This is a genomic window from Arthrobacter zhaoxinii (assembly GCF_024385505.1).
In the GTDB taxonomy this organism is placed as follows: Bacteria; Actinomycetota; Actinomycetes; order Actinomycetales; family Micrococcaceae; genus Arthrobacter_B; species Arthrobacter_B zhaoxinii.
Window position 1 is genome coordinate 553,877 of sequence record NZ_JANFLT010000002.1, and the last position, 13,310, is coordinate 567,186.

The 13,310-nt window shown below is 66.6% G+C and carries 12 protein-coding genes; 6 read left to right on the forward strand and 6 right to left on the reverse strand.

Going from position 1 to position 13,310, the window contains the following annotated elements:
- Positions 1-2 precede the first annotated feature (2 nt).
- Genes NNX37_RS06195 through NNX37_RS06210 form a run of 4 tightly spaced genes read right to left on the reverse strand, consistent with a single transcriptional unit; the run spans position 3 to position 5,273 of the window.
- Positions 3-281, reverse strand: a complete 279-nt coding sequence (locus NNX37_RS06195; RefSeq protein WP_255791425.1) for an HPr family phosphocarrier protein — start codon at positions 279-281, stop codon at positions 3-5.
- A 51-nt stretch (positions 282-332) separates the two neighbouring features.
- Positions 333-2,033: a phosphoenolpyruvate--protein phosphotransferase gene (gene ptsP / locus NNX37_RS06200; protein ID WP_255791536.1), complete on the reverse strand. Its 1,701-nt coding sequence runs from the start codon at positions 2,031-2,033 to the stop codon at positions 333-335.
- A 31-nt stretch (positions 2,034-2,064) separates the two neighbouring features.
- Positions 2,065-4,263 (reverse strand): PTS fructose transporter subunit IIABC, encoded by a 2,199-nt coding sequence (locus NNX37_RS06205; RefSeq protein WP_255791426.1) that lies wholly within the window; start codon positions 4,261-4,263, stop codon positions 2,065-2,067.
- The gene (locus NNX37_RS06210) at positions 4,263-5,273 is read right to left on the reverse strand and encodes a 1-phosphofructokinase family hexose kinase (RefSeq protein WP_255791427.1); all 1,011 of its coding nucleotides are present in this window, start codon (positions 5,271-5,273) and stop codon (positions 4,263-4,265) included. The genes NNX37_RS06205 and NNX37_RS06210 overlap by 1 nt, the downstream gene beginning before the upstream one ends.
- A 171-nt stretch (positions 5,274-5,444) precedes the next feature.
- Between NNX37_RS06210 and NNX37_RS06215 the strand changes: the two genes are divergently transcribed.
- From NNX37_RS06215 to NNX37_RS06225, 3 genes are all read left to right on the forward strand, one after another.
- Positions 5,445-6,152 carry an alpha/beta hydrolase gene (locus tag NNX37_RS06215; protein WP_308206306.1) on the forward strand — a complete coding sequence of 236 codons (708 nt, stop codon included), beginning with the start codon at positions 5,445-5,447 and terminating at the stop codon, positions 6,150-6,152.
- A gap of 164 nt (positions 6,153-6,316) precedes the next feature.
- Positions 6,317-6,592, forward strand: a complete 276-nt coding sequence (locus NNX37_RS06220) for a GlsB/YeaQ/YmgE family stress response membrane protein (RefSeq protein WP_255791428.1) — start codon at positions 6,317-6,319, stop codon at positions 6,590-6,592.
- Between the two features lie 138 nt (positions 6,593-6,730).
- Entirely contained in the window at positions 6,731-7,483 is a 753-nt protein-coding gene (locus tag NNX37_RS06225) for a hypothetical protein (protein WP_255791429.1), read from the forward strand.
- 65 nt (positions 7,484-7,548) lie between these two features.
- On the opposite strand, the gene NNX37_RS06230 is transcribed toward NNX37_RS06225, so the two are convergent.
- Positions 7,549-8,754, reverse strand: coding sequence for a DUF445 domain-containing protein (locus tag NNX37_RS06230; protein WP_255791538.1), 1,206 nt, complete (start codon positions 8,752-8,754; stop codon positions 7,549-7,551).
- A gap of 221 nt (positions 8,755-8,975) precedes the next feature.
- On the opposite strand from NNX37_RS06230, the gene NNX37_RS06235 reads away from it, so the two are divergent.
- Genes NNX37_RS06235 through NNX37_RS06245 form a run of 3 tightly spaced genes read left to right on the forward strand, consistent with a single transcriptional unit; the run spans position 8,976 to position 11,752 of the window.
- Positions 8,976-10,838: a glycoside hydrolase family 15 protein gene (locus NNX37_RS06235; protein WP_255791430.1), complete on the forward strand. Its 1,863-nt coding sequence runs from the start codon at positions 8,976-8,978 to the stop codon at positions 10,836-10,838.
- The gene (locus NNX37_RS06240; protein ID WP_255791431.1) at positions 10,835-11,230 is read left to right on the forward strand and encodes a DoxX family protein; all 396 of its coding nucleotides are present in this window, start codon (positions 10,835-10,837) and stop codon (positions 11,228-11,230) included. The genes NNX37_RS06235 and NNX37_RS06240 overlap by 4 nt, the downstream gene beginning before the upstream one ends.
- Before the next feature lie 3 nt (positions 11,231-11,233).
- Entirely contained in the window at positions 11,234-11,752 is a 519-nt protein-coding gene (locus NNX37_RS06245) for a metallophosphoesterase family protein (RefSeq protein ID WP_255791432.1), read from the forward strand.
- Positions 11,753-11,791: 39 nt separating this feature from the next.
- Here NNX37_RS06245 and NNX37_RS06250 read toward each other — a convergent pair whose 3' ends face one another.
- Positions 11,792-13,138 carry an MFS transporter gene (locus tag NNX37_RS06250; RefSeq protein WP_255791433.1) on the reverse strand — a complete coding sequence of 449 codons (1,347 nt, stop codon included), beginning with the start codon at positions 13,136-13,138 and terminating at the stop codon, positions 11,792-11,794.
- Positions 13,139-13,310 lie beyond the last annotated feature (172 nt).

A 13,310-nucleotide genomic window follows, 5' to 3' on the forward strand; every position in this document is an offset into this window, starting at 1 on the left:
TCCTAGGGGGCATCCAGATCCGTTTCGAGGATCTTCGCAAGGTCCTCCAGGGCAGTTTCCGCCCCCTCACCGTCCGCACGCAGCACCACTACATCGCCGTGTGACGCGCCCAGGCTCATCAGGGACAGCATGCTGGAGGCGTCCATCGCCTCCTCCGCCGGGTCCCCTTCCATCCCTATGGTCACTTCAACGGGCTGGGCGGCTGCCGCTTCAGCGAAGATCGATGCCGGCCGGGCGTGGAGTCCAACTCGACTCGCCACTGTGGCTTTGCGTTCTGCCATTTTCGGTTCCTTCCGTGGTTTGCGGTGCCGGCGTCGTCCGGCCGCCTTCGGTCACAGGCCGAGCTGTTCAAGGATGGGAAGGCGGCTGCGCACAATCGTCCGTGCTTCAGCTGCAGAGTGTGCTGCCAGTGCCCGTGCGGCCAGTTCCTTCGCCTCTTCCAGGGTCACGGATCCCAGGACGACGCCGACGCCGGACAGTGCCCGGGGAGTCATGGAAAGTGTATTCACGCCCATACCTGCGAGAACGACGGCGAGTGCCGGGTCCGCAGCCGCCTCACCGCAGACCCCCACTGTCCTGGTTCCGGCCGCCGGCTCCAGGGCCGTGGCACGCGCCGCGCCGGCAACGGTGGCGGAAATCAGCTGCAGGACGGCCGGCTGCCACGGGTCGTTCAGGGACGCCAGTGAACCCAGTTGCCGGTCCGAAGCCATGGTGTACTGCGTGAGGTCATTCGTGCCCAGACTGGCGAACCGCACCCGCGACAGGATGGCTTCGGACATAAGGGCCGCGGCCGGCACCTCCACCATCACTCCGGGCATGCCGAGCCCGGCTCCGGCGCACATTACGGCGAAGTCTGCGGCCTCCTCGGCGGTGGAAATCATGGGTGCCATCACCCAGACATCGGCAGTGTGCGCGCCTGCAGCCGCGGCGATGGCTTCCAGCTGGCGGGCGAGGACGCCGGGGGAGACGTAATCCGTCCGGTAGCCGCGGACGCCCAGGGCCGGGTTGGGCTCCGTGGCATCCGTCAGGAACGGCAGCGGCTTGTCCGCGCCGGCGTCGAGGGTCCGGATGACGACCTTCCGGCCGGGAAATGCTTCGAAGACCGCCCCGTAGGCGGCCACCTGTTCCTCGATGGTGGGTTCCGTATCGCGGCCAAGGAAGCAGAATTCCGTGCGGAGCAGGCCGATCCCCTCGGCCCCGGCTTCCGCGGCGGCACGCGCGTCCTTTCCGGAACCGACATTGGCCAGCAGGGGCACCTGATGGCCGTCGGAAGTTGCCCCCGTGCCGTTGAATACCGGCAGCGACGAGCGGGAAGCGTATTTCTGCGCCGCTGCGCGTTCCTCGTCACCGGGTTCCACCACCACGGTGCCCGACGTGCCGTCGAGGTAGATTTCCGCCCCATCGGCCACCTCGTCCGCGCCGGGCGCACCCACCACGGCGGGCAGCCCCAGGGAGCGGGCAAGGATCGCGGTGTGGGACTGCGGCCCGCCCTCGCTGGTCACCAGCCCGATCACCATTGCCGGATCCAGTGTTGCGGTGTCGGCCGGGGCCAGTTCCACCGCCGTGAGGATAAAGGGAACATCGGAGGCCGGTATCCCGGGAGCCGGCAGTCCGTTCAGCTCGGCGACAATCCGGGAGCGGACGTCGAGCACGTCCTGCGTCCGTTCCGCCATGTAGCCGCCCAGGCTTTGGAGCATTGCTGCTACCTCCATGCCTGCTTCCCAGATGGCCCGGTCCGTTGCCATGCCCGCGTTGATGTGTTTTCCCGCGGCTTTGAGCAGCATCGGATCGGAGGCCATCATGGCCGTGGCATCCAGGACCGCCTTGGCGTCTCCGGAGGCAGTTTCCGCCCGGTGCAGCAGATCACCCCGGACTGCTTCAGCGGCCTCCTTGAGGCGGGCTTTCTCACCGTCGACGGTACTGCCCGGCCCGGGTTTCGCCTCGGCGTCGGGCTCGGGTACCGGAGGCGGCATCCGGTGCGACGGGCCGAGGACACGTCCGGCGCTGACTCCGATTCCCTGGATGGTCCGCATCATCTAAGCCTTCCTCTTTGTCGGCAGTGCCTTACGCAATGGCAGGTTCCTCCGCCTTCTTCCGGGGCTTCACATACCGTTTCAGGGCCACGTAGACGAAGCCGGTAACTGCTGCCCCCGCCAGGATGGCCACAATGAACATCAGGAGGTTTCCGATGGCGAAGAACACGAAGATTCCTCCGTGCGGTGCCTGTGAGGTTACCCCGGTTCCCAGGCAGATGGCACCGGCAACGGCGCCGCCCAGCATGGTGGAGGGAATCACCCGGAAGAAGTCGGCGGCGGCAAACGGGATGGCTCCTTCGGAAATGAAGGCGGCACCCAGCAGCCACGCCGCCTTGCCGTTCTCGCGCAGGGCCATGCTGAACTGGTTCTTAGCCAGCACCGTGGAGGCGAATGCCATGCCCAGCGGCGGGACCATCCCGGCGGCCATGACCGCTGCCATGATCTCCCAGGGCACCTGGTTGTCGAAGCTGCCTTCCCCGAGGCCGGCCACCGCAAACGCGTAGGCCACCTTGTTGATCGGGCCGCCCAGGTCCGAGCCCATCATCAGGCCCAGGATGATGCCCAGCCCGATGGCCGCGACTCCTGTGAGGCCGGTCAGCCAGTTGTTCAGCCCCTGTGTCAGGGCGGCAATAGGACCGCCCAGAACCAGCATCATCAGTCCGGAGGCGATGATGGAGGCTAGGAGGGGGATGATGACCACGGGCATCAGCCCGCGCATCCACGAGGGAACGTTCCAGCCGCCGATCCACCGGGCCGCGTAGCCGGCCAGCAGGCCGCCGATGATGCCGCCGATAAAGCCGGCGTCCATGAACACTGCCACGGCCCCTGCGGTGAAGCCCGGTGCTATGCCGGGCCGGTCGGCCAGGGCATAGGCAATGTAGCCGGCCAGCGCCGGTACGAGGAAGCCCATGGACAGGGAGCCGATCTTCCAGAACACGGCACCGAGATAGGCGATGATCCCTTCAGGCGGCGGACTCAGGAGCGATGTGCCGTCCAGCATCCGGTCGCCGTTGGCGACGTCGTCGACCGACAGGGCGAGCTCGTAGCCGCCCAGCAGGAAGCCGAGGGCAATCAGCAGGCCGCCGCCGGCGACGAACGGAATCATGTAGCTGACACCGGTCAGCAGTGCCCGCTTGAGCTGTCCGCCGAACCCTTCCCCGCCGGACCCGGAGCCGCCTTCGTCCTCATTGCCGCCGCCCCCGCCTCCGGACACGCGCCGGGCGTTGGGGTCATTGACCGCATTGAGGGCTTCGTCGATCATGACTCCCGGCTCGTCGATCCCGCGTTTCACGGGCCCGCTGATCACAGGTTTTCCAGCGAATCGTGCCTTGTCCCGGACGTCAACGTCGACGGCGAAAATCACCGCTTCCGCGTTGCGGATCACCGACGGGTCCAGGGGAGTGGACTTGGCTGATCCCTGCGTTTCCACCTGCAGGTCGACACCGCGCTCGGCTGCTGCAGCGGCGAGGGAATCCGCCGCCATGTAGGTGTGCGCAATGCCGGTGGGGCAGGCCGTGACGGCAACGAGGTGGCGGGACCTTGAGGTGTCCGTTTCGGTGGCCCCGGTGCCTCCGGCGGAGGCGGGGGCATTTGCTCCGTGTCCGCCGTCGTCCGTTCCGTCCGGCTGCAGGCCGCCGCGGGAGCCGACGTCGCTGCCCGCGGCTGTGGCTCCGCTGGCTCCGCTGGCGGCCCCGGCCGCGGTGGCGGCCCCGGCCGCTCCGGCCGCGGTGGCCCCGGTGCCGCCCCCTGCGGTCCCGGCACTGGGCTGTGCGGGACCAAGCCCGAGGGCTCCGTCAACAAGTTCCACAATCTGCGCCGGGGAAGTGGCGGTTCGCAGGGAGGCGGTGAAGTCCTTTCGGATGAGGGACCGTGCCAGCTTGGCGAGCAGCTGGAGGTGCTCCTGGTCTGCGCCCTCCGGGGCGGCGATGAAGAAGACAATGTCGGCGGGACCGTCCTTGGCGCCCCAGTCCACGCTCGGGCGGATCCGGGCCATGGCGAGCGTCGGTTGAGTGACGGCCGCGGACCGGCAGTGTGGAATCGCAATGCCTCCCGGCACCCCGGTGGCGGTTTTCGACTCGCGGGCCATGGCATCCGCGTAGAGGTCCTCGTAGCTGCTCGCCCGGCCGGCAGCCACCACCCCCCGGGCCAGGTGGCCGATGATATCCCCTTTGTCCTTGCCCAAATTCTCATCCAACGTAACCAGATCGGGCGTAATGAGGTCCGACATCAGCTTTCCTCCTTCGATGACGACGACGGCGTTCGGCCTGCGCCGTTAAGGGTGGTGATCGTGACCGCTCCCGGATCTGTTGCTGACAGGGCGGGAACGGTGGTTCCGGGCAGTGACGCTGCAGCGGCCCCATGGGCCACGGCCTGCCGGAGGCAGTCCGGCGGCGCTGCACCGGCAACCTCGGCCAGCAGGTATCCGGCCAGGGCCGAATCTCCGGCGCCGACCGTCGACCGGGCCCGCACCGGTGGGCGGGAGGCCAGCCAGCTTCCGTTTTGGGTTACCAGGAGTGCGCCCTTGGCTCCGAGGGTGGCAAGCACGGCGCCGACGCCGCGTTCAATCAGCATTCCCGCTGCCCGCGCCGCCAGCAGGGGATCTGCTTCGAGGGCCGCTTCGGAGGAGAACCCCGTGGCCTCGGCGAGTTCCTCGGCGTTGGGTTTGAGCAGGTCCGGTGCCGCTCCGTGCAGCAGTGCCCCCATCAGGGGCGGGCCGGAGGAATCGATGGCGATGCGCGGCGATGCAGCCCCGAGCCGCTCCCGCACCGCATGCGCAACGGAGGCGTAAAAGTCCGGCGGCACCTCAGGCGGCAGCGAGCCTGCCAGCACCAGCCAGGCCCCTGGTCCGGCGCCGCCTGCGGTGCAGGCCCCCACCAGCAGGGTGATGAGGGCTTCCTGCTCCGCCGGCTTCAGCGGCGGGCCGGGCGCATTGATCTTGGTGGTGGTACCGTCCGGCTCCGTGAGCGTGATGTTGCTGCGCAGCGGTGCCTCGATGGGCAGGTTCAGGTACTCAACCGAGGCGAGCCGCAGTCCGGCCATGACCGGATCGGAGTCGGCGCCGGGAAGCACGGCAATGGACCGGACGCCGGAGACTGTGAGTGCCCGGGACACATTCACGCCCTTGCCGCCGGGTTCTTCCCCGGCTGACACGGCACGCTGCACCGCGCCCCGCTCCAGCTCGCCGGGGAGCTGAACGGTTCGGTCCAGACTGGGGTTGGCAGTGAGGGTAAGGATCATGAAGGGGATCCGTCCAGGCCGGGCCTGCCGGGTCCGGCCGGTGTTGGGGGGAGAACGGCTTGCCGGCGCGGTTTCCGGTTCTCTTGGTGGCTTCTGTTCGCATACATGCACACCCGCGATCTGTGGCGGCAGCCACTGTTTATGCGTTGAAGCGACTCTACTTTTGGTGCCGTGCCCGTGGCAATGGCCGCCGGGCGGGGCACCATCGGCCGCCTGCAAACGGCGGTGCACCGCTACGCTGAACCGATGGAAAACGTGACGTGGTCAGAGCCCGCAGACCGGCGGCGGGGACGTGAACTGGTGGTCCTGCTGCACGGCTACGGATCAGGGGAGCAGGCAATGGAACGGCTCTTCACCGCGCTGCCGGCTTCTGCCGTGGGGGCTGCGGTGCGGGGACCGCTGGACGTGGGCGGAACCAGCGGATGGTTCCTGCTGGACCCGCTGCTGAACTCCGACACCAGCGAGGTCCTGGAATCGGCTCTCCGGCTGCTGGCCTGGCTGGACCGGATCCGGGCGGAGGAAGAATTCACCGGAATCTCCCTCGTCGGGTTCTCCCAGGGGATGGCCATGGCCGGCACGCTCCTGCGGCTGCGGCCGCGGGATTTCCGGGCCGTTGTAGGGCTGTCCGGCTGGATTGCCCGCAATGAGCTCCTGGCCGCCGCGGAACCTCTGCCGGCCCGGGTTCCGTTCTTTTGGGGACGTGACCGGCAGGACTGGGTCATCAATGCCGACGCGGTGGCTTACACCCGGGAATGGCTGGAGGAAAACGCAGCCCTCACCGCCCGGACCTATTCCGGAATGGGGCACACCATCGGTGCAGGGGAAGTCTCCGATGTCGCGGTGTTCCTTCGCCGGTACCTTGCTTTCGACACGCCGTAGGGACGGAATGGCCACGCGCGCCCGCGATATCTAACATAGGTACGGCCAGATGGAAACTCCCCGCAAACTACTAGCTAAGCATGCTGATCAAGTAAGCTGGAACAAAGCCCGGCCCACAAGGCCGTGCACTAAATCACTGTCACTCACATAGCAAGGAGAATCTCATGGGTTTCATTGCGTTCCTTATTCTTGGTCTTATCGCAGGTGCAATTGCAAAGATGATCCTCCCGGGTCGTCAGGGCGGCGGCTGGATCGCCACTCTGGTTCTGGGTGTCATCGGCGCCCTCCTGGGTAGCTGGCTCGGTGGCCTCCTCTTCAACAACGGCGGCGAGCTCTTCAGCCTGACGAACCTGTGGACCTGGGTCCTGGCTATCGTCGGCGCCCTCATCGTTCTGGTGATCTACGGCTTCGTAACCCGCAAGAGCGGCAACCGCGCCTAGTATGTTCAGACGCTGCTGACGCAGCGTTGATTCGAGGGGCGGGGCCCGGACGGAATATTCCGCCGGACCCCGCCCTTTGCTTTAAGCAAGCCCCCGTAGAGTTGAAGCCGGCATCGGATTTCCCCAAGGAGAGTTCTTGTGAAGCGACGTAAGTTCAATCCCGCAGCTCGACTGGCTGAACGCGCCACCTTCGGCGCGGACGGCAAGCCCAAGCCGCATGTAGTGCAAGCCATCGAGCGTGCCGTGGAAGTCCAGCGGCCGCTGGTGCTGGCGAACATCCGCAGGATGCAGCGCAAGAACCCGTCCGCCAACGCTGCCGAACTGATCAGGATCCTGGACCGGCACTACCTCAACGCGGTGACGGGAGGCGGTGCAGCCATCGGCGCCACCGCCGTGGTTCCGGGCGTGGGTACGGTCGCGGCACTTGGCCTGTCAGCGGCAGCAACGGTCGGGTTCCTTGAGGCCACTGCCCTGTACGCACAGTCGGTGGCTGAACTGCACGGGGTGCGCCTGGCTGATCCGGAGAAGTCCCGCACCATGGTCATGGCCGTCATGCTCGGCGAGGAGGGCACCTTGATGATGCAGTCCCTCTCCGGACGCGGGACCGCACAGGCATGGGGCAGCACCGTGGGCAGCATGCCCTCGGGCCTGATGGGCACCGTGGGCAGCAGTATCCGCAAGCAGTTCCTCAAGCGGTTCATGGCCCGCCAGGGTACCGCCATGCTGGGACGTGCCCTGCCGCTGGGCGTCGGCGCCGTCGTCGGCGGGGCCGGGAACCATGCCATGGGCAAGGGTGTCATCAAGGCAACGCGGGCCGCGTTCGGCGAGCCGCCGACGTCGATCCCCGGACAGCTGGCCGGAGAACTGGACCAGATGGAGAAATCCGCCTAGGAATCCGCACCTGATCCGAAAAGGCCCGCCGGCAGTGAAGCCGGCGGGCCTTTTGTCTAGCCTTCCTACCCGAAGATCGCCGTTGCGACGGTGAAGATCGCCAGCCCGGCCAGCGAACCGACCACCGTGCCGTTGATCCGGATGAACTGCAGGTCCTTGCCGACCTGCAGCTCGATCTTCTCCGAGGTTTCCTTCGCGTCCCAGCGCTCCACCGTCTCCGTGATGACGGCGGCAATGTCGTTGCTGTAGGTGCGGACCAGATACCCCGCCGCGTCCGCCACGTAGCCGTTCACCTTGGCCGCGAGTTCCGGCTCGTTGATCAGGCGCGTGCCGAAGTCCTGCAGCGCGGACTTGAAGTTGCGGGTGAGTTCGCTGTCCGGATCATCCGCGGCCGTCATCAGGGCGTTCTTGATGGTGGTCCAGGTGGAGGTCATCAGCTCGCGCACACGCGGGTCATCCAGCACCTGCTCTTTCACTGCGTCGGCCTTGGCCATGGTCTTGGGATCCTCCTGCAGGTCCCGGGCCACTCCGGTGAGGTAGTTGTCCAACGCCACGCGCAGCTGGTGGTTGGGGTTTTCCTGCACATCGATCAGGAAACGTTCGGCCTGGATCTGCACGCGCTCGCCCACAATGTCGTCCAGGAAGGCGGGAACCCACGACGGCGATCGCTCGGTAACCAGCCGGCCGATGACTTCCGGGTTGGCCAGCACCCAGTCGGCCAGGCTGTCCACCACCAGGTTCACCAGCTGGTGGTGGTGGCCCTCCTCGAAGATCCGCTGGGCCATTTTGCCGGCCGGCGGTCCCCACTGCGGGTCCACCACATGGCGGCGGAACATTGATTCCAGGACATCCCGGACGGCGTCGTCGTCAAGCACCCTCAGGGCCCCGCGGATGGCTGCGGCGCCCTCGGTGGCCACGCGTTCGGCCCCCTCGGGGCGGGCCAGCCAGGTGCCTGCCTTCGCAGCGACCTGCATGGAGTCGAGCTTGGTCCGGATGATGTCCTCGGCCAGGAAGTTCTCTTCCACGAACTGGCCCAGGGACGCCCCGATCTGGTCCTTCTTTTCCGGGATGATGGCCGTGTGCGGGATTTTCACGCCCATCGGATGCTTGAACAGGGCGGTCACCGCGAACCAGTCGGCAAGGGCGCCGACCATACCGCCCTCCGCAGCGGCGCGGACGTACTCCAGCCACGGGTACCTGTCCTGCAGGGCGAAGGAGAAGAGGAAGATGACCGCCAGGAGGATCAGGAGGCCCGTGGCCAGCATCTTCATGCGCCGCAGGGCATAGGCGCGCTGCTCGTCGGTAGGCGGGGCAACCACGCTCACGCGTGCACCTCCTTCGCGGACATGGACATCTTCGAGGTTGACGCGTGTTTCAATACCGCTCCCTAATCCAGTTCGCATCCCGCTGCGGAAACTTCTGCGCGGGACCACCCCAATCTAATCAGTGATTGCCGCGGCTGCGCTATGAGCCCGGCATCCGGTGTGGTCCCGTGTGGTTGAGTAGTGCCATGGCATCCCCCATTGAGGATTATGCGCTGGTTTCCGATCTGCACACAGGAGCCCTGATTTCGCGGAACGGCAGCATGGACTGGCTTTGCCTGCCGAGGTTCGATTCGCCGTCGGTGTTCGGCGCGCTGCTCGGGAGCAGCGACCACGGGCGGTGGCTGCTGGCCCCGGAAGACAGTGCTGCGAAGGTGACGCACCGCGGTTACGTGGAATCCACCTTTGTGCTGCGCACACACTGGCAGACTCCCACCGGCGCGGTCCGGGTCACGGATTTCATGCCGGTAAAGGACCGGCGGGCGTCCCTTATCCGGCGGATCGAAGGCATGAGCGGCAGTGTGGTCATGCGGCAGGAACTGGAAATCCGCTTTGATTACGGCATGGTCATCCCCTGGGTTTTCCGGGGGCGGGACGACGACGGGGAACACCTTTCCGCCATTGCGGGCCCGGGTGCCCTGGTCCTGCGCGGGCCGAGCCTGCCGGTAGCGGAGAATCACCGGCACGTGGGGCGCTTCGACGTCCGGGCCGGGGAGTGCGTTGACCTGGAGCTCACGTGGTATCCCTCGCACCGGCCGGTACCGCCCCGGCAGAGCGTTGACGCCGCCTTGGAGAGGACCATTGCCTACTGGCAGGACTGGGGCCGGCAGTGCCCTCAAAACGTCCCCTATGAACACGCTGTGCGGCGCTCCCTGCTGGTCCTGCGTGCCCTGACCCATGAGGACACCGGCGGGATTGTCGCGGCCCCCACCACCTCACTGCCCGAAGCGGCCGGAGGGGACCGGAACTGGGACTATCGGTACTGCTGGCTGCGGGACGCTGCCCTGACGCTCGAAGCGATGATGACCCACGGCTACGAGGAGGAGGCCCTGCAATGGCGCAGCTGGCTCCTGCGCGCCGTCGCCGGAGATCCGGAGGACCTGCAGATCATGTACGCCGTGGACGGCGGGCGGGAACTTCCCGAGCAGATCCTTCCGCAGTTTCCCGGCTACGGTTCAGCGGCGCCCGTGCGGATCGGCAACGGTGCGGTAGGGCAGTATCAGGCGGACGTCGTGGGCGAAGTGATGGTGGCCCTGGACCGGCTGCGGGACCGGGGCGTGCCGGAGGACCACTTTTCCTGGCCCCTGCAGCGGGCTCTGCTGACCTTCCTGGAAAAGCACCTGGAGGAGCCTGACCGGGGCATCTGGGAGATGCGCGGGACGCCCCGGCACTTCACCCACTCGCGGGTGATGATGTGGGCCGCCTTCGACCGTGCAGCCAACGCCGCCAGGACCTACGGGCTCGATGGGCCGGTGGAGGTCTGGGAAGGCCTGCGGGACGGGCTGCGCGACGAGGTCATGGAACGCGGCTGGGATCCCGCCCTGAACTCCTTCACCCAGTTCTACGGCAGCGGCACCGTTGATGCTTCCCTGCTCCAGCTGCCGCACGTGGGTTTTGTTGCCTACGACGACGAAAAAATGCTGGCTACGGTTTCCCGGATGGAGTCGGAGCTGCTCGACGGTTCCGAACTCCTGCTGCGCTATGACACCGATACCGGGGTGGATGGACTGGCGGCGGGGGAGAACCCCTTCCTGGCGTGCAGCTTCTGGCTGGTGGAACAGTACGCCCACACCGGCCGGCTGCCCGAGGCCCGGCAGCTGATGGACCAGCTGGTGGGGTACGCCAACGAGCTTGGCCTGCTCAGCGAGGAATATGATGCAGAAAACGGAACCATGGCCGGAAACTTCCCGCAGGCGTTTTCCCACCTGACTCTGGTCCGTGCAGCCGATGCGATCGCCGTCGCCGTCGCTGCGCAACGGCCGCCTCAGCCATCCCGGCAGGCGCCGGTCCCCACTACCGAAGGAACCCGATGAACCGACAGACGCTCTCAGCGGTGGCCATGGCGGCCCTGCTGGCCACCAGCGCCGTCAACCACTTCCGCAACCCGCGCTTTTACAACGCGGTGGTTCCGCGCAGCATCAGCACTGATACCGAAGGGAAATACGGTGTGCTGACCCGGCGGCAGTGGACGCACGTCAGCGGAGTCATTGAGGTTGCGGCCGCGGCCGGACTGCTACTGCCGGCCACCCGCCGGCTGGCGGCAATGGGTACCGCGGCCATGTACGTGGCTTTCATCTCGGGGCACATTACTGCACTGCAGCGCGCCTTCGGTCCCCGCGGCGGGAACAAGGAGAAGCTGATCCACAGCCTGCGGCTGCCGCTTCAGCTGCCGCTGATCCTCTGGGCGTGGAACCTGCGGAAATAGCGGATGGCCACTCAGCTCCTGCTGCTCTCGGACACCCACCTGCCCAAGCGGGCCAAGGTGCTGCCCGAGGTCCTGTGGGCGGACATCGAAGCCGCCGACATTGTGGTGCATGCCGGCGACTGGGTGAATGAGGAACTGCTGGACGAGCTCCGGTCCCGCTCGCGGCAGCTGATTGCCTGTTACGGCAACAACGACGGCGCGGCGCTGCGGTCCCGGCTGCCACTGGTGGCCCGGGCCGTGGTCGAGGAGGTGCGGCTCGCCGTCGTGCATGAGACCGGTTCGGCGCTGAAACGTGAAGCACGCATGGATGTCCAGTTCCCGGACACGGACCTGCTGGTCTTCGGGCACAGCCACATCCCCTGGGATTCCGTCACACCGGCCGGAATGCGGCTGCTGAACCCCGGGTCCCCCACGGACCGCCGGCGCCAGCCGTTCTGCACCTACCTGCGCCTGGAGATTGACGGGAAAACAGTAACGCCCGATCTCCGGCGGCTTCCACCGCGGGAGAACGGGCGTTCCTGAACGTTCCTGGGCAGCACCGGTCCACCGGCGCTGGCCGGGTCAGGCCGGGACAGTGTCCCTGTGCAGAACCGTTCCGGCCGCCTTCCGGCGTTCATTGCCGCGCAGGCAGGCAATAGCTGCGCCGCCCACGAGCATCGGGACGATGAACAGGAAGTAGAGGTTGCCCGGTTCCCAGCCGCCGTCGATCAGCGAGCCGGCCACGATCGGGGAGATGATGGCACCCACCCGTCCCATGCCGGTGATGAACCCGACCGCCGTGGCGCGGACGTCGGAGGAGTAATACACGGGGCCGATGGAGAACATGCCGGCGATGCCTGCGTTCACCAGGAAGCCCAGCAGGGCCGCCGCGAACAGGGCCGTGGGCAGCGCGCCGGTGGAGACCGCGTACACGCCGAATCCGCCGGCCGCGAGGACGAAGAACGTCACCAGGACCCACTTGACGGCGAAGCGGGCGGCGATCAGGCCGAAGACGATGGAACCGATGATCGCGCCCAGGCTGAAGAGCACACCGGCGTCGATGCCGTCCTGCGCCGTGAAGCCGCTGGCAGCGACGAGCTTGGGCGTCCAGGAATTCGCGAAATAGAAGCTGGCCATCAGCATCATGAAGGCGATGGAAAGGAAGACGGTGGTCGACGCGTACCTGCCGGAGAACAGTGCCTTCCAGCGGGAGCCGACAGTCAGTGCCGTGCCTGTGGGAATGAGGGGCAGTTCGGTGATCTGCGGCTGGTCCAGCCGGGCCAGGATGCGGTTGGTCTTGTCCAGGGCGCCGGCCGGGCGCCGGGTCATGAGGTAGTCCAGGGATTCGGGCAGCAGCTTCAGGATGAACGGGATCATGGCCAGCGTGATGATGCCGCCGAAAATGAACGCCGCGTGCCAGCTGTACGCCGCGATGAGGATGCCCGCAATGATGCCGCCCAGCATGCCGCCGATGGGCTGCCCGGCGCTGTAGAAGCTGATTGCAGTGGAACGCCGTTTGGCCGAGGAGTACTCGGAGACGAAGACGTTGAGGCTTGCCTGCATGGTGCCGATGGCGAGCCCGGTGATGAAGCGCAGAACAAAGAGGACTGTATAGGTCGGAGCAAAAGCGGAGGCGAACATCCCCGCGGAAATGACGAGGGCACAGATCAGGATGGTCTTCTGCCGGCCGATGATGTCTGCCACCTGGGCCACCAGGATGGATCCCACTGCCATGCCGAAGAGGGCCGCCGACAGCAGCATGCCGAGCTGGGCACCGCTGAGGTCCCAGTACTCGCTGATCGAATTGGCGCTGAAAGCCATGACCAGGACGTCAAAACCGTCGATCATGTTCAAGGCGACGCAGATGGCGACAATGCCGACCTGCATGCGCTTCATGGGCGCCGCCTCGATGCGTTCCTTGATTTCCATGGCACTACCTAACTTGCTGCGGGATGGGGGGGGTGCCCGCCGCTGTGCGCATGGCGAACGAGTGTTCGTTGAAAGAACCTCAATGAGTCTAGGGCCACAGGGCGGTGTGGCGCTAATTACACCAGTCGGGTCTGGGTCTGGTCGGGAAGCGATGCGGTTAAAGCGAAAAAGC

Excerpts from the sequence above, each read along its gene's own strand:
- NNX37_RS06230 (WP_255791538.1), bottom strand. The coding sequence starts at position 8,754 with ATGAAGATGCTGGCCACGGGCCTCCTGATCCTCCTGGCGGTCATCTTC.
- NNX37_RS06220 (WP_255791428.1), top strand. The coding sequence starts at position 6,317 with ATGGGTTTCATTGCGTTCCTTATTCTTGGTCTTATCGCAGGTGCAATT.
- NNX37_RS06240 (WP_255791431.1), top strand. The coding sequence starts at position 10,835 with ATGAACCGACAGACGCTCTCAGCGGTGGCCATGGCGGCCCTGCTGGCC.
- NNX37_RS06245 (WP_255791432.1), top strand. The coding sequence starts at position 11,234 with ATGGCCACTCAGCTCCTGCTGCTCTCGGACACCCACCTGCCCAAGCGG.
- ptsP (WP_255791536.1), bottom strand. The coding sequence starts at position 2,033 with ATGCGGACCATCCAGGGAATCGGAGTCAGCGCCGGACGTGTCCTCGGC.
- NNX37_RS06210 (WP_255791427.1), bottom strand. The coding sequence starts at position 5,273 with ATGATCCTTACCCTCACTGCCAACCCCAGTCTGGACCGAACCGTTCAG.
- NNX37_RS06195 (WP_255791425.1), bottom strand. The coding sequence starts at position 281 with ATGGCAGAACGCAAAGCCACAGTGGCGAGTCGAGTTGGACTCCACGCC.
- NNX37_RS06250 (WP_255791433.1), bottom strand. The coding sequence starts at position 13,138 with ATGGAAATCAAGGAACGCATCGAGGCGGCGCCCATGAAGCGCATGCAG.
- NNX37_RS06205 (WP_255791426.1), bottom strand. The coding sequence starts at position 4,263 with ATGTCGGACCTCATTACGCCCGATCTGGTTACGTTGGATGAGAATTTG.